A 19,554-nucleotide genomic window follows, 5' to 3' on the forward strand; every position below is an offset into this window, starting at 1 on the left:
CCCTCAGCCTGGTGGCCGGCGGATCAGCGCCTCACGATTCATATCGGCATTCTGTGTGTCATTGCTCGCCACCGGAGCGTGCCCTGGGGAGGGCAGGTCGTTCTGGATGGCGACGAAGGCGCGGCGCCAGGCCTCGGCGAATTCGGCCGGGGGCAGCTTCGCATGCTGGGCGCGCAGGTCGTCCAGCACCGACCAGACCCGCAGCGCCGCCTTGATGTCGCGCTGCGCCGCGCCGGGGGTGGCGTTGTAGTAGTAGCCGGTGTCGACCTGATTGGCGCGGATGTAGTTCTTGAAGGGCGTGATCGGGATGGAGCCCGGATACTTCGTGCTGGAATACCAGAACAGGTCGAGCCCGTTGGGAATGCCGTCGCTGAAAGCGTCGATATACTGGTCCCAGGTGCCGTTGAAGTTGCTGCAGAACAGCATGTAGTCATTGCCGATGACCGGCCTGCCCTGGCCAAGGTCGGGCCATTGGTCGCGGCGGATCATCACCCAGCGGGCGAAGTGGATGATCGAAAGGCCCAGCAGCCCGCCCAGTTGCTGCGGCTGGGTGCGCGCCACCATGAAGAGCAGCCGGTTGATCCAGGTCTTCCAGGGCCGCATGGGGGTGACGACGTTCATCCCATAGGCCTTGCCCGCGACATTCGACATCGGTCAGCCCCCCGCTTGTACGATCATGGCCGGCGTGAAGGTCGCCACGCTAATCCGCCCGACGGTCGTTGCAAGGACAAAGCGTTCCCGCCGCAGTTGCACGAAACGCCCGGAAACAGTGTTTCGATGGGGGCGGACAGCCATCTTGCATTTTATGAAATCGAATGTGTAGGATGACCCATGACCCTCCCAGCCGCCTCCATCCCCGCCTATGCCATCCTGCGCGACCGCCTGCGCAGCGCCATCCTGAGCGGCTCCTGGCAGCCCGGCACCCACCGCACCCTGGGCACGCTGGCGGAGGAGCATGGCGTGTCCATCTCCCCGGTCAGGGAGGCGCTGATCTCCCTGGAAGGCGAAGGGCTGGTCGAGATCCGCCAGCATCGCGGCGCCATCGTGCCGCTGCTGGACGCCAAGCTGTTCGCAGACCTGTACGACCTGCGCGGCGCCCTGCAATCGTTGCTCGCCCGCCGCGCCGCCGAACGCGCGACCCCCGCCGAGATCGACGGCATCGCCCGCCATGCCGCGGCCTTCGCCGCCGCCGCGGAGCGGGAGGATGCGGCGGAAGCGCTGCGCCACAACGAGGCTTTGCACGCCGCCATCGACAGCGCCGCCGGCAATCCGCAGGCGCAATCCATCCTCGCCGCGCGCACCGCCTTCGTGAATGCGGTGCGGCTGCGCCTTGGCTACGGCCCGGCCCGCATGCGCCGCGCCGCCGAACAGCACGAGATCATCCTGGCCGCGCTGCGCGCCGGGGATGCGGAGGCGGCGGCGGAGGCCGCCTTCGCCCATGTCGAATCCGCCAAACGCGATCTGCTCGAACGGTTCGCGGAAGATCCCGGAAGGAAACAGGTTCCATGAGGACAACGCGCCGAACCCTGCTCGGCATCACCCTGGCCGCCCTCACCCTGCCCGACGCGGCGCGCGCCCAGGCCTGGCGGCCGGACCGGCCGCTGCGGCTGATCGTGGGTTTCGCACCCGGCGGCACGGCCGACCTCGTGGCTCGGATGGCGGCGGCGGAGATGTCGAAGTCGCTGGGCCAGAATGTCGTGGTGGAAAACCGCGTCGGTGCCTCCGGCAATATCGCGACGCAGGCCGTGGTGCAGGCCCCGGCGGATGGCCACACACTGGCCCTGGCTGGGCTGCAGCTGGTGACCAATCCCGGGCTGATCGCGCAGCTCGGCTACGATCCCGCGCGCGACTTGCAGATGTGCGGCCAGCTCACTGCCCTGCCCGTGGTGGTGATGGCCAGCGCCAAATCCGGCATCACCACCATCGAGGAAGCCATCGCCCGCGCCAAGGGCGCCGGCGTCACCATCGGCACGGCGGGCGTGGGCACATCCTCCCATCTCGGGGCGGAGCTGCTGTTCCGCACCGTCGGCGGGCGGTTCGAGGGTGTGCAGTATCGCGGCGGCGCGCCGGCCTTCCAGGCGCTGCTTTCGGGCGATGTGGAAATGATGTTCGACCTGGTCGCCAGCTACCAGGCGCCGGCCGCCGCGGAGGGCCGTGTGAAGATCCTGGGCGTGATGCAGCAGGACCGGGCCGAGGGCATGCCGGATATCCGCTCCTTCGGTGAGGCCGGCCTGCCGGCGGAAGCGCAGATGCGGTCCTGGCAGGGTATCTGCGTGCGCGCCGGCGCGCCGGAAGCCGCCATCGCCGCGCTGCATGCCGCGACCGTCGCAGCCGTGCGCGCGCCGGAATTCACGGCGCGGATGAAGGCGCTGTCGATCGAGCCGGTCGCCAGTGCCAGCCCCGCCGCCTTCGATACGCTGTATCGCGCGGAACTGGGGCGCTGGACCTCCTTGATCCGCGACGCCGGAATTACTGTGCAATGAGCGCGCGCAGCGACGACCCTGCCGCGCGGCTGCGCGCGGAGGTGAAGGCCATGCGCCTCGACTGGCTGGTGGCGGAACGGGAGGCACGTGTGCCAGCCCCGCTGCCGATGGCCGAAAAGCCGCTGCTGGACCGCTATGCGCTGCTCTACACCGGCGCCGTCTCCGACGTGTTGCGCGAACATGCGCTGATGGACCAGGCGCTGCCCATGCGCATCCAGCCGCTGCGCCCCGAGCAGCCCTGCACCGCCGGCTTCGCCTTCACCGCGAAAAGTGCGCCGAACACCCAGGTGACCGGCGAGATGACCCTGCGCGGCGCGATGCTGGAGGCGATGGGAGACGGCCATTTCATCATCTGGGACGCCGGCGGTGCCGAGGATTCCACCGCCTGGGGCGGCGTGATGACGGCAGCGGCCAAGGCGCGTGGCGTGCGCGGCGCGGCCATCGATGGCGGCGTGCGCGACACGCGGCAGGTAATGGATGCGGATTTCCCGGTCTTCTGCCGCTTCCGCCACCCCAATGCCGCGCTCGGCCGCGCCATGCTGTCCCACTTCCAGGTGCCGCTGCGCATCGGCGCCGTCATGGTCCATCCCGGCGACATCGTGGTGGCGGATATGGATGGCGTGGTGGTGGTGCCGCGCGGCATCGCCCTGCCCGTGCTGGAACGCTGCGAGGAGATACTGGGCCTGGAGAAGGAGATTTTCGGCTGGATCGAGCGGGGCGATTCCGTCGCGGAGATCAGCGCCAAGGGGGGCTATTTCTGATGGCACCGCAAACGCAAGGCATCACCCGCCGCGGCCTGGTCGCGGCTTCCCTTCTGCCCCTGCCGGCACTTGCGCAGACGCGCTGGGCGCCGAACCGCCCCGTGGGCTTCCAGGTCGGCTTCCCCGCCGGCGGCAACATCGATTTCTGTGCGCGGTTGCTGGCGCGGGAGCTTGGCCCGATGCTGGGCCAGTCCGTGGTGGTGGAAAACCGCACCGGCGCTTCGGGCAACCTCGCCACACAGGCGCTGGTGCGCGCCCCGGCGGATGGCCACAGCCTCGGCTTCGCCGCCATCCACCTCGCCACCAACCCGGCACTGATGCCGCTGGGCTATGAGGCACAGGATATCGAGATGCTGACCCAGACCGGCGACGTGCCGGTCTTCTTCCTGGCGAGTCTGCGCAGCGGCATCACCAGCGTGGAACAGGCGGTGTCCCGGGCGCGGGAGGCCGGTGGCGACCTCACCTTCTCCTCCGGTGGCGTCGGCACCTCCTCCCACCTCGCAGCGGAGCTCTTCGCGCGCCGCGCCGGCTTCCGCTTCACCCATGTGCCGTTTCGCGGCGGCGGCCCCTCCATGCAATCGCTGCTGTCGGGGGAGGTGCAATGCTCCTTCACCGTGGCGGAGGCCTCTATCCCAGGCAATATCGCCGCCGGGCGCATCCGGGGCCTCGCCCTGATGCAGCCCGCGCGGCTGGCGGCGGCACCGGACACGCCTGCCATCGCCGAGGCCGGTTATGGCCCTGAGGTCTTCATCAGCTCCTGGCACGGCATCATGCTGCGCGCCGGCACGCCGGAGGCCGTGAAGCAACGCTGGTTCGAGGCGGTGACGGAAGCGCTGCGCGCGCCGGCGGTGCAGGACGGCTTCGCCCGTTCCGGCATCACGCCCCGCGCCAGCGAAAGCCCCGCCGCCTTCACCCACTTCGTCCAGGCCGAGACCGAGCGCTGGACGCGCGTCATCCGCGAAGCCGGGATCACCGCACAATGACCAGTTCCAACCCGCGCATCACCGCGATCCGCACGCATCTGATGCAGGCGGGGCCGCTCGGCGTGTCCGGCTGGGGCGATGTGAAGACCAGCATCACCACCGGCACGCGCAACTGGCTGTTCGTGACGGTGGAAACAGATGCCGGCATCACCGGCCTGGGTGAGGGCAGCGGCTGGCCGCGCGTGGTGGAAACGGCGGTGGGCGACCTGGCGCATATCGTCATCGGCCAGAATGCCTTCGACATCGAACGCATCACCCAGCGCCTGACGGTCGCCATGATGGGCCATGGCATGAATGGCGTGGTCGGCCAGGGCGCCATCGCAGCCATCGACATGGCGCTGTGGGACATCAAGGGGAAGGCGCTGGGCGTGCCGGTGTGGCAGCTGCTCGGCGGCAAGATGCGCGACCGCATCCGCTGCTACACCCATGCCGCGACGCCCGAACAGGCGAAGTCGGCGCTGGCGCGCGGCTACACCGCGGTGAAAACCGGCGGCGTCGCCAACCCCGTCGCCAAGGCGCAGGCCATCCGCGCCGCCATCGGTGACGAGGCCGATCTGATGATCGACCTGCACGGCCCGCCCTGGCTGAACCTGCCGGACGCCATCGAGATCTGCCGCGAACTCGGCAAGCTGCGGCCCTTGTTCGTCGAGGAGCCCTTGGCGCCCGAGAACATGGAGGGCTATCGCGCCCTGCGCCGCGCCGTGGACGTGCCACTTGCTTCCGGCGAGCGGCATGGCGGGTTGCATGGCGTGGCGCCGCTGCTGTTCGAGAATCTGGTGGATGTCATCCAGCCCGATTCCGGCCGCGCCGGCGGCTTTACCGGGCTGCGCAAGCTGGCCGCAATCGCGGAGGCGCGCTTCGCGACGGTGGCGCCGCATTCCGGCTCGCTCGGGCCGGTCGCGGAATACGCGGCGATCCATCTGCTGGCCGCCATTCCCAATGCGCTGATCCTGGAACGCATGGACCCGGACTGGCAGGGCCGTGCGCAGGTCATCAACGGCGCCATGCCAGTGCTGGAAGATGGCCATGTGGTGGTGCCAGATCGGCCGGGGCTTGGCGTGACCATCGACGAGGCCTTCGTCGCGGCCAATCCCTCGATCCGGAATACGGGGCTGCCCTCGGGTGGCTGGCCGAAGGGGACCGAGGGGGCGACGCTGTACAATCAGCCGCGGACGCCGCGGATGGGGATTACGCCGAAGGAAGGATGAGGGGGCGTTGCCCCCTCACACTCCCCCACCAGGGACCAGTGGGTCCCTGGCCCCATGGACATCAGGCGAAGAGCTTCGCCACCTCCGGGTTGTGGAAGCGCTGCACTTCGATCGCGTAGCCCGCCGGGTCCTCGAAGAAGAAGTGCTCGCAATAGGTGCCGCGCTGGATCGCGCCGAGCTTCGGCACGCCGGCCGCCACCAGCTTCGCATGCCAGCCCGCCACATCCTCCGCCACGATGGTCAGCAGCACGGCGCTGCTCGGCTGGTGCTTTAGATGGCCCTTTTTGCCATCGACAATCCCAAAATAGCTGCCGGGCGCGATGCGGTAGATGCGGGCCATGCCCTGGTCCAGCACCAGTTCGAAGCCGAGCGTCTGTTCGTAGAAGGGAATCACCGCCGACAGGTCGGGATAGTAGAAGAAGGTGATGGCGTAGCTGGGCGTCATGCGGATGTCCTCAAGCGGTCAAGGCAGCGTGGAGCGCGCCCTGCGCGGGCGCATAGGCGGCGGCAAAATGGTTCTGGCCGGGCAGCACGAAGGTCTCGGCACCGGTCGCCTCCGCCATGGCTTCAGACTGGCGGATGAATTCAGGGCTTTCTTCACTGCCCCAAGCGAGGCGCAGCGGGGCATGGATGCGGGAGGCGTGGCGGATCGGGCTCAGCGCCGCCGCCTCCGCCGGGCTCAGCTCGACATAGAGACGCCGGGCGGAGAACAGCACCGGTTCCATGTCGTAGACGCCCGAGACCAGCGTGACACTGGCAAAATCCATCTCCGTCGCCAGCACGGCGGCCAGATGCGCGCCGGAGGAATGGCCCGACAGATGGATCGGTCCACGCGGCCGCAGCCAGGCGACGCAGGCGCGCAGCTCCGCCACCACATCCGGCAGGCGCCGCGCCGGCAGCAGACTGAAATCCGGCACCGCCACCTCGAAGCCCGCGGCGCAGAAGGCCGGTGCCAGGAAGCCCGAATCATCCCGCCCCTGCGCCCGCCAGGCCCCGCCATGGATGTGCAGTTGCACCCCGCGCGGCGCGCCCTGCGCGGGATAAAGGTCGCAGTCATGCGGGCCGTAGGATAGCACCTCGGGCTTCAGCGCCGCGCGGGCAGCGGCCGTATCCGCACGGTAGCGCGCCAGCCAGGCCGCCATGTCCGGCGCCCAGACCCGCTGGTCATAGGCCGCGTCCAGCCCGGCCTGATCGTAATCCCGCCAGATCTTCGTCATGGCCCTCGCATCGCATGGCGCCCTGCCACGCGGAAGCCCACCCCTTGCCGCATGCAACAACGCATGCGTTAATGCATGGGTGAATGTCCAGAACCCCCTGCCGCCCCCGCGCGGCGCGACCGCGGCGGAAACCGCCTATCAGCGGCTCAAGGCCCTGATCCTGGACAATCTCCTGCCCCCCGGCACCCAGCGGCTGGAGGCTGAACTGGCGATGCAGCTCGGCCTGTCCCGCACCCCGGTGCGGGAGGCGATGCTGCGCCTGCAACAGGACGGGCTGGTGACGGTCACGCCGCGCCACGGCATGCGAGTGCAGCATATCTCGGCCGGCGACATGCGCGACATCTACGACGTGCTGGAAAGCCTGGAGCCCAAGGCCGCCGAGCTCCTCGCCCGCCGCCGCCTGCCGGATGCCGCGCTGCGCCCCCTTGCGGCGTCCTGCGACGCCATGGAAGCCGCGATCGGCACCGGCGATCGTGTGGCCTGGGCACGGGCGGATGAGGGCTTCCATCTCGGCCTCGCCGATCTCTGCGGCAACCGGCGGCTCTCGGCCATGGTGATGCAGGTCTGGGACCAGTCGCATCGCGCGCGAATGTTCACGTTGAACATGCGGCCCTTGCCCGAACGCTCCACCGCCGAACATCGCGCCACGCTTGTCGCCATCCGCGCCGGCGATGCGGATGGCGCGCGAGAACTCTACCGCCAGCACCGCCAGCGCGGCGGCGCGGAACTCATTGACCTCATTGAACGGAGTGGCCTGGCATGGCTGTGACCTCAAACGCCGTCCGCATCGCCGTGATGCCGGGGGATGGCATCGGTGTGGAGGTGACGGAGGCCGCGTCCTTCGTGCTGGACCGGCTGGCGCGCCGCCACGGCCTCGGCATCACCACGGAGACCCTCCAGGCCGGCGCCTTCCTGTACCAGGAAACCGGCACGGCGATGACGGAGGACACTTTTCGGAAGGCCGAGGCGTCGGATGCCATCCTGCTCGGCGCCATGGGCTGGCCCGGCATCCGCTATCCGGATGGGACGGAGATCGCGCCGCAGCTCGACCTTCGCTTTCGGCTGGGCCTCTATGCCGGTGTGCGCCCGATTCGTGCGATCCCGGGCGTGCCCCTCGCCCTGCGGGATGAGCGTGCGGCCAAGATCGACATGGTGATCCTGCGCGAAAGCACGGAGGGCCTGTTCTGGGCGCGCGGCCGTGGTGAGATGATCGAGGATCGCGAGGCGCGCGACACCATGGTCATCACCCGCGCCACCACCGAACGCCTTGCCCGCTTCGCCTTCCGCCTGGCGCAGCGCCGCGCCGAAAGGCTCGGTCGGTCGCAGACGGTGACGCTCGTGGACAAGGCGAATGTCTTCCTCAGCATGGCCTTCATGCGCCGCGTCTTCGGCGAGGTCGCCGCCGAATTCCCCGGCGTGCCGCATGCCAACCACTATATCGACGCCATGGCGCTGGACCTGGTGCGCCGCCCCTGGGACTTTGACGTGCTGCCGATGGAGAACATGTTCGGGGACATCATCTCCGACCTCGGCGCCGGGCTGGTCGGTGGCATGGGCTATGCGCCCTCGGCCGATATCGGCGACACCCATGCGGTGTTCCAGCCGAGCCACGGCACGGGTCCGGACATCGCCGGCAAAGGCGTGGCCAACCCCACAGCCATGCTGCTCTCGGCCGCGCTGATGCTGGATTGGCTGGCGGTGCGCGGTGCCGGCCAGGCCTGGGCGGATGCGGCGACGGAGCTGGAGGCCGCGGTGGATGGCGCCTTCGCCGCCGGGCTGCGCAGCGCCGAATTCGGCGGCGTGGGCACGAAGGAGGTGACCCAGGCGGTGGCGGATCTGATCCCGGCCTGAGAGCGCCGCGCAACTTCACCAGATGCGGCGGTTTAACGCCGCATGATTCAGGATGGACCCGGCGCCTGGGTGGGCGAATTCGCGGAATGGGTGGCGGCCGGGCTGGAACTGGCCGGCATCCTCGCCTTGCTGGTCGGCGTCACCGCCACGAGCCTGATCTTCCTCACGCGCGGCTTGCGGCAGGGCGGCAAAGGCTGGGCCTCGGCCTTCGTGCCCTATCGCGCCCATCTCGGCCGGGCGATCCTGATCGGGCTGGAACTGCTGGTGGCCGCCGACATCGTCCACACCGTCGCCGCACCACTGACCTTCGAGACGGTGGCCACGCTTGGCCTGATCGTTCTGATCCGGACCGTGCTCAGCCTGTCGCTGGAGGTGGAGATCGAAGGGCGCTGGCCCTGGCACCGGCATCCGGAGAAACGGAAGGAGCACGGCTGACCACCCGCCGCCGCTCCGCCTCGGCATAGGCCAGGAAAGCCAGGCCGAGCCCCGCAAACACCACCACATCCAGCCAGATGGCCGGCCGCCCCAGCGGCGCATCCGGTCGCACCACCCACCATAGATGCGCGCCGGACTGCGCCAGCAGCAGCCAGCACACCGTCACCATGCGCCAGCGTCCATGGTCGGGCGGCGCGGCCAGCACGATGGCCAGCAGCAGCGCCGGCAGGGCGATCCACATCTGCGCGGCACCGGCCGTGTCCAGCCGGCGCAGATACCAATCCGCCTCCTCCGGCAAATCGGCCATCCAGACGGTGATGTACTGGGTGAAGAACAGCCACAGCATGGCCAGGCCGAGCATCAGCAGCGCCCGTTCCAGCCCCGGCAGGGCCTCCGCATCCGGATGCTTGCGGGCGGCCAGGATGGCGGCGGAAAGGCCCACCGCCAGCCCCTGCACGAACAGCGAAAAGCCTTGCAGGCTGGCGTACCAGGCGGTGTCGCGGGACAGCACCCAGTCATAGGTGGCCAGCGTCGCCGTCGGCAGCAGCAGCACCAGCGTCAGCGCGGAGACAGCGCGGCGCGCACCCTTGCCCATCCCGGGCCAGGTCAGCGCCCAGCCCAGCGCCACCCAGACGCCGATGCAGGCCAGACCGCGCAGCCCAAAGGCCCAGGGTTGCAGCAAGGCGGCGGGCGGCCCTTCCAGGGTCTCGGCGACGGCCCAGGGATACAGCAGTTGCGGCGCCAGCAGCACGGGCGCCAGCATCAGCGCCAGCAGCGGCAGGCTGCGCGCGGCCCCTTCCAGCGGAGGGCGCACCGGCGCCAGCCAGTCCTCCCGCAGCAGATGGCCCAGCGCCAGCACGCCGAGCGCGCCGGCCCCAAGATGCAGCCAGAACAGGGCGGCCAGCAGCCAGGCCTCAGCCAGGGCCGGGCTGCCCAGCAGCACCACGCCCGCGGCGCCCAGCGCCACGGCCAAGGCGGTGAGCGGCCTCATGGCACCAGACCTTCCACATAGCGGGCGATGGCCCAGCGATCCTGCGGGGTCAGCCGGTCGGCAAAGGGATGCGCGCGGCCGCGATTCTCCGCGATCACGGCCATGGTCGTTTCCGCAGGCGCGGGCAGGCGTGGCGGGGCGGGGAAGCCGCGCGCCACCACAGGGCCATCGCCGGCACCGGCCGGGCCGTGGCAAGGGGCGCAGAAGATGGCGTAGCGATCGGCGCCATGGGCCAGCAGAGCCGGCGTCACCGCCGGCCCCGGCCCGGCCAGAGCCTGCCGCCGCGCGGCCTCCCCCTGCGCCACGGCGCCGGGGGGTGGCGGCAGGGGCGGCGGCGGTGGCGCGCTCGACGTCCAGCCATCGCAGGCGGACAGGGCGAGCAACAAAGGCAGCAGACGCCTCATGCCTCCAGCTCCGCCACCGAAAGGGGTTGGTGCCGGTTGAGAAGGTGCCGCGCCTCCCAGGCCCCGAGGCCCGGATCGCCGGTGAAGAGGCAGACGAAGAAGCGGTCCTCACTGGCGCGCCCAAAGCCGGGCGCCGCAAAAACCGGATGGTGCAGCCGAGGCAGGCGGTTCAGCGCCAGCATGCCCAGCAGCGCGCCCACCGCCGCCCACAGAATACCGACGATGGTGGTGGCGGGCAGGAAAGCCGGCAGTGCGTGCAGCGGCCGACCGCCGATATTGATCGGGTAGGCCTGCACGCTGAGCCACCATTGCGTGCCATAGGCCAACGCCGCGCCGAACAACCCGGCGGCCAGCGCGATCCAGGCCACGCGCGCGCCATTCACGCCCAGCAGCGCGGCGGCCTCCGGCACCGGAAAGGGCGAATAGGCGTCCAGCCGCCGCCAGCCCGCCTGACGGGCCGCGCGCAGCGCCGCGACCATCGCCTCCGCATCGTCGAATTCGGCGATCACGCCGATTGGGGCGGGCTTGCTCATGGCACCTCCGCCTCGCTTTCCTCGTGCCGCGTCTCGAACATCGACACCACCGGGACGAAGCGGGCGAAGGCCAACATCAGCAGGGCGAAGAGCCCGACACTGCCGGCCAGCAGCGTCCATTCCGGCACGGTTGGCGTATAAAGCGGGCCGACGCGCGGCAGATGGTCCCGCAGCAGCCCGCCCGTCACCAGGGAGAAGCGGTCGAGCCACACCCCCGCCGCTGCGCCGATGCCGATCGGCACCACCCAGATCGCACGCAGCCGCAGCGCCGGCAGCCACAGCAGTTGTGGCACCAGCACCACCAGTACCGCGCCACCCCAATACAGCCCGGCATAGGCGCCGAAGGCGCGCGCCGCGATGGCCTGGCGCGTCACCTGATCCTCCAGCAGCGCCACCAGCAGGCCTTCCGCATAGACGTAGCCACAGACCAGCGCCGCCGCGGCGGTGAGCTTGCCGAGCAGATGCATGTCCTCGTCATCGATGTAGCGGCCCAGCCCCAGCCCGCCGCGCAGCAGCGCCGCCAGGGCCAGCACCACGCCGAGGCCGGAGGGGATGCCGGTGGCGACGATGTGCAGCGGTACGCGCGCCTGATGCCATTCCGGCACCAGGGTGGTGGCGAATTCCAGCGCGACGATGGTCTGCGCTGAGACCAGCATTGGCAGCACCATCGCCGCAACGATGCGATAGGCCGCCTGGTGCCGCGCCCAGTGCCGCACCGATCCGCGCCAGCCCAGCGCCGCCACGCCATAAATCCTTGCCCGAGCACGGCGCCCCTTCGCCGCGGCGCGGTCGCGCATGGTGGCGAGATCCGGAATCAGGCCGGTGTACCAGAACAGGCTGGTGACCACGACATGGGACATGATCCCCCAGAAATCCCAGACCAGAGTGCTGCGGAATTGCGGCCAGAGTTGCGTCGTCGCTGGATAGGGAAAGGTCCAGTAGAACAGCCAGGGCCGGCCGAGATGCAGAATCGGATAGATCGCCGCGGCCGCCACCGCCGCCAGCGCCGCGGCCTCCGCGAAGCGATTCACCGCCGTGCGCAGCCCGTGCTTTCGCAGTACCAGCACCACAGCAAACAGGCTGGCCGCATTGGCGATGCCGATCCACCAGACGTAGTTGATGAGGTCGAAGCCCCAGACGAAGGGGATGTTCGTGCCCCATAGCGCCGTGCCGCGCAGCAGCAGCGCCACCACGGCATAGGCCAGCAGCAGCGTCAGCAGCCCCGCCCCCGCCACGGCGAAGGCAAAGCGCCAGCCGAAATCGGACCGCAGTGGCGCGTCGGAGACCGGGCGTGTCGTGAACTCGCTCATATTGATACTCCGAAATGCTGACGCATTTCGGCCCTCAGACGCCGGGCGGCCGCTCCGCGGCCTTGGCTGCGCGGCAGTTGCCGCGGCGGCCATTCGGCGGCTCGACCGGCGAAAGACGCCGGCCGCAGGTCAGAAAATACGGACGTTGGTATCATGCCCCCGGCACCAGCCGCGCGAGATAGGTGGTGCGCGGCCGCGTATCCAGGTTGCCGAGCAGCGCGTAGTTGCGCCCTTGCGCCTTGGCCCGGGAAACGTCGCTGTCAGGATCGTTGATATCGCCGAAGTGGATGGCGCGCGTCGGGCAGGCGCTTTGGCAGGCCGTCACGATCTCACCGTCGCGCACGGTGCGGCCTTCCTGCCGCGCGCTGTCCTGCGCGCCCTTGATGCGGTGCTGGCAATAGGTGCATTTCTCGATCACGCCGCGCGGGCGCAGCGGCACATCGGGGTTGCGCACCGGCACCGCATCCGCCGCCCGCGCATAGCCCGCCCAGTTGAATTTCCGGACCTTGTAGGGGCAGTTGTTGGAACAGGTGCGCGTGCCGATGCAGCGCGGATAGATCATCAGATTCAGACCTTCATGGTCATGCACCGTCGCATTGACGGGGCAGACCACTTCGCAGGGCGCCTTCTCGCAATGCATGCAGGGGACGGGCTGGAAATCGATCTCCGGCGCGTCCTCCGGCCCGCTCACCACGCGGTCCACGCGCAGCCAGTGCATGGCGCGGCCACGCGCCGCCTCCTCCGGCCCCACCACCGGCGTGTTGTTCTCCGCCTGGCAAGCGACGACGCAGGCATTGCAGCCGATGCAGGTATCGAGATCGATCGCCATGCCCCAGGCCGCGCCGGGATAGCTCCAGTCCTGATAGAGCGAGCGCGGCGGCGGCAATGGCGGCACAGCCTGGTCCGGCGCCAGCCGCCGCACGCGCGGCGCATCGCCGGCCATCGCCTGGTCCGGCCGCGCTTCCCAGCCGGCGCCGGAGGTGGCGCGCAGCGTCACACCCTCCGCCACCCAGGGGTTTGTTGTCTCCCGCAGGCGATAGATGTCGAGCCCGATACCGCCGGGCACGCCGCCCGCCGCGCGGCGCCCGCCGCCCAACGGCAGCGTCACCGCCCCCGGCGCCTGGCCCGGCATGACCAGCACCGGCGCGCGCAGGGTGCGGCCGCCGACGGAAATCTCCACCTCCGCCCCATCGGCCAGCCCTGCCGCTTGTGCATCACGCGGGGCGATCAGAACCGCCTGGCCCCAGGCGACCTGGCCGAGTTGGCGCGGCAATTCCTGCAACCAGGCCTCGCTGGCGAAGCGGCCATCCCAGAGGTTCGGATCAGGCGCGAACACCGCCACCAGCCCACGCGGCGTCGGCGCGGCTGCCGGCAGTTCGCCATCGTTGCGAAAGGCCTGGGGTGCCGGCGCGCTGTCCGCCACCACGCCATCTTCCAGCGACGCCAGCCAGCGCGATTCGAAATCCGCCTCACCCCAGGTGGCGCGCCAGGTCTCGCGCAGCAGCGTCTGGTCATCGCCCTGCATCCCGGCAAGGCGCGCCAGCACCACCTCCGCCGCCACGGCCTGTTCCACCAGCGGACGCGTCGCGGGCTGGCGCAGGGCGGCTGTGCCGTCGAAGGCGCGGCTGTCGCCCCAGCTTTCCAGCGGATGGCGCAGCGGCACATGCCAGCCGCAGCGCAGCGCCGTCTCATCCACCTGAAGGCCCGCATGCACGCTATGCGGCAAGCGACGCAGCAGCGCGGAAAAATCCAGATCCGAGGGGGCGTCGAAGACCGGGTTGGCGTCCAGGATCAGCAGATGGGTGACGCGATCGATCTCCGCCGCCAGCTCCGCCAGCGTGCCGGCTTCAGGCGCCGCGCGGGGATCGGGAATGGCAGGCAGCTCGACGCCGAGCGCCGCGTTCATCGCCTGGGCAAGAAGATGCACCTCCGCCGGCATGCCGCGCCCCGCCAGCACCAACGCCTCCGGCCCCGCGGCGCGCAGGGCGGCGGCCAAGCCGCGCGCCTCGGGATGGGTGGCGCCCGCCGCCGCCGCCACGCCCAGCGCCGCCGCCACGGCGCGGGCCAAAGCGGCAATGCCGGCGGGGGGCAAGGGCAGCAGGCGGTCAGCCTTGGCGCCGGTCAGGCTGGGCGAGGTCTCGGCCACCAATAGCGCCGGCAGTCGTCCCGCTTCGCGCCCCAAGCGCCGCGCCTCCGCCCATTGCCGCGCCCAGGCAAGTTGCGCCGGTCCTGGCCCGAGCGGATCCGCGCCCAGCGCCAGCACGCAGCGAGCACGGGAAAAATCGGGCAACGGCAGCATCTCGCCGCCCGCCGTATCGGCCAGCGGCGCATGCACATGCCAGCGCGCGCCGGGCCATTGCGCCAGCAGCGCCGCGATCAGCCGCCGCTGGGTGGGGGAAGCGATGGGGCCGGTGACCAGCCGGAAGCCCTCGCCGCCCCGCGCCGCCAGCGCCGTGCGCTGTTCCGCCAGAAAGCCTCCGAACACGCCGGCATCGCGCAGCGCCTGGCCATCCCGCCGCAGCCGCCGCGATCGCGCCGGATCATGCAGGCCGAGCACCGCCGATTCCAGAAAGATATCGGTGGCGCCGAGGCTGGCCGGATGGCGCGGATTGCCCTCCACCTTGATGGCATGCCCGCCGCGCGTGTTCACAATCACACCGCGCCCGAGCCCATCGAGGTCCAGCACCGTGGCATAGCGGCGCGGCCCGACGTCATCGCCGCGTGCGGGCGCATAGAGCGGGCTGCCGAATTCCGCCGGCGCGCCGTCGCAGCCCGCCGCCGCGGCCAAGGCCAGGGAGGCACCGGCCGCGCGCAGCACACTGCGCCGCGCTGGGTCGGGCGGCGGCAGAGCGTCGGGTGGGGTCATGATTGCAGCGGCTCCATCTCTGCAGGCCTACGCAACAGCGCCGCATCGGTTCCCCCACGCTGCAACCGCGATGGGCCTTTCCACGTTGCCAGGACATGCACATCATCCCGCCCCTGCTGGCCTGCGCCACCCTGATGCTGGCTGCCTGTGGCGAGCCCGCACCGCCCGCCGAATTGCAGGTGGCCGGCGGCGACGCCACACGCGGCAAGGCGGTGATCGTCGAATATGGCTGCGGCGCCTGCCATGTGATTCCGGGCGTGCCGGGCGCCGTGGCCTGGGTTGGCCCGCCGCTGATGGAATGGTCGCGGCGCAGCTATATCGCCGGGCGCTTGCCCAATGCGCCGGCGCATCTGGCGGCCTTCCTGCAGAACCCGGATGCAGCCTCCCCCGGCACCGCCATGCCGACGCTGGGCCTCAGCGAGGCGGAGGCGCGGGATGCTGCCGCCTTCCTCTACACGCTGGGCCGCGCCCAGGATGTGCCGCCCGGCCAGCCGATGGCGGAAGGGGAGGCCGGCACCCTGCCCGAACCCCGCATCCGCCCGCGCCGCGATGCCCTCGCCGAGCCGCGCCGGCGCGGTCAATAACCCACCCCGCAGGCCGGCAGCACCAACGACGGCGCCGCCTGGAACAGCACCGCCAGCACGGCGTAGAGGCTGGTGGCAGCGGCGAACCACAGGGTGAAGCGCGGCTCCGCCTGCCCGCCCTCCGTCACCGGGCGGCCCAGACCGCGCAGCGAGAAGGCCAGCACCAGCGCCAGGGGCAGCAGGATGGCCAGCGTGGCGAGGCCGACCATCACCGGCACCCAGGGCAGGCCGAACAGCAGCGCGTCCTCACGGCCCCTTTCGCAGGCAAAGGCGTTGATCGCGTAGATCGCGGTGAAATGCAGCGCCCAGAGCACTAGGCCCGAAGCCCCCGCGAAGACCGTGGCGGCGTGGCGCGGCGGACGGATTGTGCGGGCATTCATGGCAGCAACCTCGGAAAGCCATGGACCAGGGCAAGGCCAACCGCGCCCTGGCCGATGGTGTACAGCCAGAACAGCCGCGTATTGTCCAAGGTGAGCCGCCGCTGCCCGCCGAGCTTGCCGGTCAGCGACCGGGCGAGGGTGTACAGCCCCATCAGCATCGCGATGGCGACATGCGCCGCCTGCCAGACGAAAAGGCCCCAGACGGCAGCGCCATAGGCATGAACGGTCGGCCAGATGGGCCCCTGCCACAGGGCCCAGCCATCGGCCATGACGCCCGCTGCCAGCGCCGCGACGCCGGCCAGCAGCGCCAGTCGGTGCAGCCAGCCGCGGCCCCCGCCCAACGTCCAGGATGCCACCACCACCGAGAGCCCCGCCGCGGCATACAGCGCGGAGGCCAGGGCGCCCCAGCTGGCCACGGGAATCCCCTGACCGGGCGGTGGCCACATCCCCTCTCCATTCACCAGCCACAGGAACAGGTAGCTGCCGATCAGGCAGGCATAGGCGGTGCCGCTGACCAGCATGACGCAGACCATGGCCCACCAGGAGGCGGTGATGGGTCCCGTCGCATGTGTCGGCAGCACGATGCCGCCGCCGATATTGGCCTCCGCCGGCCCGACCGGGCCGAAGTCGGAACCGTTCCACAGCCAGGCGATGAAGCCCACCAGCCCGATCAGCCCGAAGATCGCCGCGGGGATCAGAAAGGGGCCGGTCAGCGACAGGAAGAAGAAGGCGGTGCCGACCGCCGCCACCACATGCCACCAGCCCGGGCCGGCGACGAAGGCGATGTATTGCGGTGTGGCCTCCGCCGGGCTGCTGATCAGCGCCTCGCGCCGCCCGGTCGCGGTGAAGGGGAAGTAGTGGCCGCCGGCCTCCACCTGCGCCTTCAATTCCGGGTCGTGCCAGAGCGGATAGCGGTCCCGCACCAGCGGAATGCTGCGCAGCCCGTATTCCGGCCCGGCGAGCCATTCCATCGTGCCGGCGCGCCAGGGGTTCGGCTGGCGCGTCTGGTCGCCGCCGATCCGGAAATTCTTCACCACGTCGATCAGCAGCACAAGCGAGCCCAAGGCGAACATCGCCGCGCCGATCGAGGAGACGAGGTTGTGCAGCTCCAGCCCGAAGCCGGCGGGGTAGGTGTAGATGCGGCGCGGCATCCCCATCAGCCCGCTGATATGCATCGGGAAGAAGGTCACATTGGTGCCGAGGAACAGCAGCCAGAAGGCCCATTTGCCCAGCCGTTCCGACAACTGGCTGCCGACCGCCGGCGCCCAGTAGTACAGCGCCGCGAACAGCGGGAAGACCATGCCGCCGATCAGCACGTAATGCAGATGCGCGACGATGAAATAGGTATCGTGCGCCTGCCAATCGAAGGGCGTGACGGAGACCATGACACCGGTCAGCCCGCCGATGACGAAGATGAACAGGAAGCCCAGGATGAACAGTGCCGGCGTGCTGAACTGGATGCGCCTGCCGGCCCGCGCGAAGGTCGCGATCCAGACAAAGACCTGAAGGCCGGAGGGGATGGACACCGCGAAGCCCGCGGCGGCGAAAAAGGACAGCGACAGGGGCGGAATCCCCGTCGTGTACATGTGGTGGACCCACAGCCCGAAGCTGAGGAAGCCGGTGCCCACCAGCGCCGCCACCACCATCGAATAGCCGACCAGCCGGGCACCGGCCATCGCCGGCACGATCATGGAAACCATGCCCGCCGCCGGCAGGAAGATCACATAGACTTCCGGATGGCCGAAGAACCAGAACAGATGCTGCCACAGCATCGGATCGCCGCCGCGCTCCGGCAGGAAGAAGGGCCAGTCGAAGGCGCGTTCCAGCTCAAGCAGGGTGGAGGCGATGATGACCGCGGGGAAGGCGAAGATCACCATGGTGGCGAAGACCAGGATCGCCCAGGCATAGATCGGCATGCGCCCCAGCGTCATGCCCGGCGCGCGGCAGCGCAGGATGCCGACGATCAGCTCGATCGCGCCGGCAATTGCCGAGATCTCGATGAAGCCGATGCCCAGCAGATACATGTCGGTGTTGATGCCGGGCGAGAAGGCCTTGCTAGTCAGCGGCGGATACATGAACCAGCCGCCGTCAGGCGCGATGCCGAACAGGATGCTGGCGTAGAAGATCAGCCCGCCAACCAGGTAGATCATGAAGGAATAGGCGCCGAGGCGCGGAAAGGGCAGTTCGCGCGCGCCGAGCATGCCCGGCAGCAGGGCGATCGCCACCGCCTCCACCGCCGGCACGGCAAACAGGAACATCATCACCGTGCCATGCATGGTGAAGACCTGATTGTAGGTGTCCGGATCGACCAGCGTCAGCCCGGGAAAGGCGAGTTGCGCGCGGATGATGAGGCCGAGGATTCCGGCCAGCAGGAAGAACAGCAGCGCGGTGGCGACAAACATCGGCCCGACGACGCTGTTGTTCACCTCGCTGATCAGGCGCCAGCCCTTGGGCATGCGCCAGACATGCTTCAGCGCTTCCAGCTCCTCCGCCGGGCGCGGCAGGGTGTTCGGGGTTTCGACCGGGCTGACGCTCATCGCAATGACTCCAACCAGACGGAGATGGCGATAAGGTCAGCGCCTTCGATAACGCGGCCATAGGCCGGCATGGCATTGCCCGGCTTGATGTCCTGCGCGCCGGCGATCCAGCCGGCCAGCGTGCCGCGATGCGTCTCCATCATCCCCGCGCCGATGCTCAGCCGAGACCCCACGCGCGAAAGGTCCGGACCCAGCCGGCCCTGCCATTCCGTGCCGCGCACGGTGTGGCAGGCGCCGCAGCCGGCCTCGCCGAACACCTGCCGGCCGCGCGCCTGTTCCTCCGTCGCGGGTGCCGGCACCGGTTCACGCTGGCGCGCCAGCCAGGCGTCGAACTCGGCGGGTTCCTGCGCCACCGCCCAGAAGGCCATGAAGGTGTGCTGCACACCGCAATATTCGGTGCATTGGCCGCGCATGGCGCCAGGGCGATCCGCGCGCACACGTTGGCGATTCACGCGGCCCGGGATCATGTCCATCTTGCCGTGCAGATTGGGAATCCACAGGCTGTGGATGACGTCGCCGGAGGACAGCAGCAGCTCCACCTCCCGCCCCACCGGCAGGCGCAGCTCATTGGCGGTGACTGCGCCTTCCCCCGCATCGGGGTAGCGCACTTCCCACCAGTATTGCCGGCCGATGACCTCGATGCGCAGCGGGTCGTCGCTGCCGGGCAGCACCACGGCGCGGGAAACGCCCAGGCTGTAGACCAGCAGGATCAGCAGCGTGACGGTGGGAAAGACGATGCCGCCGCCGATGACGAAGCCGCGCGTGCCCATCGCCTGGCGCGCACGCGCCGGGGCAAACAGCGCATAGGCCAGCAGGCCCATCACCAGTGCGAAGATGGCGGTGCCGCCAATGAACAGCACCCAGCTGAGAACGGCGATACGCGCCGCGTGGTCCCCCCAGGGATCGAGCGGCGTCTGCACGCCGCTGCACGCGCCCAGGCCCAGCAGCACCAGATATGGCGCGGTTCGACGCATCCCAGTCCCCCATCCGTCGGACGGGCAACGCGCTGTG

20 protein-coding genes are annotated in these 19,554 nt (G+C 69.9%); 9 read left to right on the forward strand and 11 right to left on the reverse strand.

Annotation, left to right across the window (positions count from 1 at the left end):
* Nucleotides 1–3: 3 nt before the first annotated feature.
* Nucleotides 4–651: a hypothetical protein gene (locus tag ACVFYP_RS23290; RefSeq protein ID WP_499202621.1), complete on the reverse strand. Its 648-nt coding sequence runs from the start codon at nucleotides 649–651 to the stop codon at nucleotides 4–6.
* A gap of 180 nt (nucleotides 652–831) precedes the next feature.
* Here ACVFYP_RS23290 and ACVFYP_RS23295 point away from each other — a divergent pair, with 180 nt between their 5' ends.
* From ACVFYP_RS23295 to ACVFYP_RS23315, 5 genes are read left to right on the forward strand one after another with little or no spacing between them, the layout of a single operon-like run.
* Nucleotides 832–1,509, forward strand: coding sequence for a GntR family transcriptional regulator (locus tag ACVFYP_RS23295; protein WP_499202622.1), 678 nt, complete (start codon nucleotides 832–834; stop codon nucleotides 1,507–1,509).
* Nucleotides 1,506–2,483: a Bug family tripartite tricarboxylate transporter substrate binding protein gene (locus ACVFYP_RS23300; protein ID WP_499202623.1), complete on the forward strand. Its 978-nt coding sequence runs from the start codon at nucleotides 1,506–1,508 to the stop codon at nucleotides 2,481–2,483. The genes ACVFYP_RS23295 and ACVFYP_RS23300 overlap by 4 nt, the downstream gene beginning before the upstream one ends.
* Complete coding sequence (locus tag ACVFYP_RS23305) at nucleotides 2,480–3,244, forward strand: RraA family protein (protein WP_499202624.1); 765 nt, start codon at nucleotides 2,480–2,482, stop codon at nucleotides 3,242–3,244. Before ACVFYP_RS23300 ends, ACVFYP_RS23305 begins: the two co-directional genes overlap by 4 nt.
* Nucleotides 3,244–4,227, forward strand: a complete 984-nt coding sequence (locus ACVFYP_RS23310; RefSeq protein WP_499202625.1) for a Bug family tripartite tricarboxylate transporter substrate binding protein — start codon at nucleotides 3,244–3,246, stop codon at nucleotides 4,225–4,227. Before ACVFYP_RS23305 ends, ACVFYP_RS23310 begins: the two co-directional genes overlap by 1 nt.
* Nucleotides 4,224–5,435, forward strand: a complete 1,212-nt coding sequence (locus ACVFYP_RS23315) for a mandelate racemase/muconate lactonizing enzyme family protein (protein ID WP_499202626.1) — start codon at nucleotides 4,224–4,226, stop codon at nucleotides 5,433–5,435. The genes ACVFYP_RS23310 and ACVFYP_RS23315 overlap by 4 nt, the downstream gene beginning before the upstream one ends.
* A 61-nt stretch (nucleotides 5,436–5,496) precedes the next feature.
* Here ACVFYP_RS23315 and ACVFYP_RS23320 read toward each other — a convergent pair whose 3' ends face one another.
* Nucleotides 5,497–5,880 carry a VOC family protein gene (locus ACVFYP_RS23320; protein WP_499202627.1) on the reverse strand — a complete coding sequence of 128 codons (384 nt, stop codon included), beginning with the start codon at nucleotides 5,878–5,880 and terminating at the stop codon, nucleotides 5,497–5,499.
* Between the two features lie 10 nt (nucleotides 5,881–5,890).
* A complete protein-coding gene (locus ACVFYP_RS23325; protein ID WP_499202628.1) occupies nucleotides 5,891–6,652 on the reverse strand; it encodes an alpha/beta hydrolase in 762 nt (253 codons plus the stop codon).
* A gap of 79 nt (nucleotides 6,653–6,731) precedes the next feature.
* Here ACVFYP_RS23325 and ACVFYP_RS23330 point away from each other — a divergent pair, with 79 nt between their 5' ends.
* The 3 genes from ACVFYP_RS23330 to ACVFYP_RS23340 are packed head-to-tail and all read left to right on the forward strand — an operon-like array spanning nucleotide 6,732 to nucleotide 8,938.
* Entirely contained in the window at nucleotides 6,732–7,421 is a 690-nt protein-coding gene (locus tag ACVFYP_RS23330; protein ID WP_499202629.1) for a GntR family transcriptional regulator, read from the forward strand.
* Nucleotides 7,412–8,503 carry an isocitrate/isopropylmalate dehydrogenase family protein gene (locus tag ACVFYP_RS23335; RefSeq protein ID WP_499202630.1) on the forward strand — a complete coding sequence of 364 codons (1,092 nt, stop codon included), beginning with the start codon at nucleotides 7,412–7,414 and terminating at the stop codon, nucleotides 8,501–8,503. The genes ACVFYP_RS23330 and ACVFYP_RS23335 overlap by 10 nt, the downstream gene beginning before the upstream one ends.
* A 42-nt stretch (nucleotides 8,504–8,545) precedes the next feature.
* Nucleotides 8,546–8,938: a DUF1622 domain-containing protein gene (locus ACVFYP_RS23340; protein WP_499202631.1), complete on the forward strand. Its 393-nt coding sequence runs from the start codon at nucleotides 8,546–8,548 to the stop codon at nucleotides 8,936–8,938.
* Here the strand turns inward: ACVFYP_RS23340 and ACVFYP_RS23345 are convergent.
* The 5 genes from ACVFYP_RS23345 to ACVFYP_RS23365 form a co-directional block, all read right to left on the reverse strand.
* On the reverse strand, nucleotides 8,859–9,929 hold the full coding sequence (locus ACVFYP_RS23345; RefSeq protein ID WP_499202632.1) for a hypothetical protein: 1,071 nt from the start codon (nucleotides 9,927–9,929) through the stop codon (nucleotides 8,859–8,861). The two genes, ACVFYP_RS23340 and ACVFYP_RS23345, sit on opposite strands and share 80 nt — an antisense overlap.
* Nucleotides 9,926–10,333 carry a c-type cytochrome gene (locus ACVFYP_RS23350; protein WP_499202633.1) on the reverse strand — a complete coding sequence of 136 codons (408 nt, stop codon included), beginning with the start codon at nucleotides 10,331–10,333 and terminating at the stop codon, nucleotides 9,926–9,928. The genes ACVFYP_RS23345 and ACVFYP_RS23350 overlap by 4 nt, the downstream gene beginning before the upstream one ends.
* Nucleotides 10,330–10,866: a DUF3341 domain-containing protein gene (locus ACVFYP_RS23355; RefSeq protein WP_499202634.1), complete on the reverse strand. Its 537-nt coding sequence runs from the start codon at nucleotides 10,864–10,866 to the stop codon at nucleotides 10,330–10,332. Before ACVFYP_RS23355 ends, ACVFYP_RS23350 begins: the two co-directional genes overlap by 4 nt.
* Complete coding sequence (gene nrfD / locus ACVFYP_RS23360) at nucleotides 10,863–12,176, reverse strand: NrfD/PsrC family molybdoenzyme membrane anchor subunit (RefSeq protein WP_499202635.1); 1,314 nt, start codon at nucleotides 12,174–12,176, stop codon at nucleotides 10,863–10,865. Before nrfD ends, ACVFYP_RS23355 begins: the two co-directional genes overlap by 4 nt.
* A 151-nt stretch (nucleotides 12,177–12,327) precedes the next feature.
* A complete protein-coding gene (locus tag ACVFYP_RS23365) occupies nucleotides 12,328–15,042 on the reverse strand; it encodes a 4Fe-4S dicluster domain-containing protein (RefSeq protein WP_499202636.1) in 2,715 nt (904 codons plus the stop codon).
* 95 nt (nucleotides 15,043–15,137) lie between these two features.
* On the opposite strand from ACVFYP_RS23365, the gene ACVFYP_RS23370 reads away from it, so the two are divergent.
* The gene (locus ACVFYP_RS23370; protein ID WP_499202637.1) at nucleotides 15,138–15,626 is read left to right on the forward strand and encodes a c-type cytochrome; all 489 of its coding nucleotides are present in this window, start codon (nucleotides 15,138–15,140) and stop codon (nucleotides 15,624–15,626) included.
* On the opposite strand, the gene ACVFYP_RS23375 is transcribed toward ACVFYP_RS23370, so the two are convergent.
* Genes ACVFYP_RS23375 through coxB form a run of 3 tightly spaced genes read right to left on the reverse strand, consistent with a single transcriptional unit; the run spans nucleotide 15,620 to nucleotide 19,517 of the window.
* A complete protein-coding gene (locus ACVFYP_RS23375) occupies nucleotides 15,620–16,006 on the reverse strand; it encodes a hypothetical protein (RefSeq protein ID WP_499202638.1) in 387 nt (128 codons plus the stop codon). The two genes, ACVFYP_RS23370 and ACVFYP_RS23375, sit on opposite strands and share 7 nt — an antisense overlap.
* Nucleotides 16,003–18,543: a cbb3-type cytochrome c oxidase subunit I gene (locus tag ACVFYP_RS23380; protein ID WP_499202639.1), complete on the reverse strand. Its 2,541-nt coding sequence runs from the start codon at nucleotides 18,541–18,543 to the stop codon at nucleotides 16,003–16,005. Before ACVFYP_RS23380 ends, ACVFYP_RS23375 begins: the two co-directional genes overlap by 4 nt.
* The gene (gene coxB, locus ACVFYP_RS23385) at nucleotides 18,540–19,517 is read right to left on the reverse strand and encodes a cytochrome c oxidase subunit II (RefSeq protein WP_499202640.1); all 978 of its coding nucleotides are present in this window, start codon (nucleotides 19,515–19,517) and stop codon (nucleotides 18,540–18,542) included. The genes ACVFYP_RS23380 and coxB overlap by 4 nt, the downstream gene beginning before the upstream one ends.
* Nucleotides 19,518–19,554: the final 37 nt, after the last annotated feature.

This window comes from Roseomonas sp. F4 (assembly GCF_053891155.1).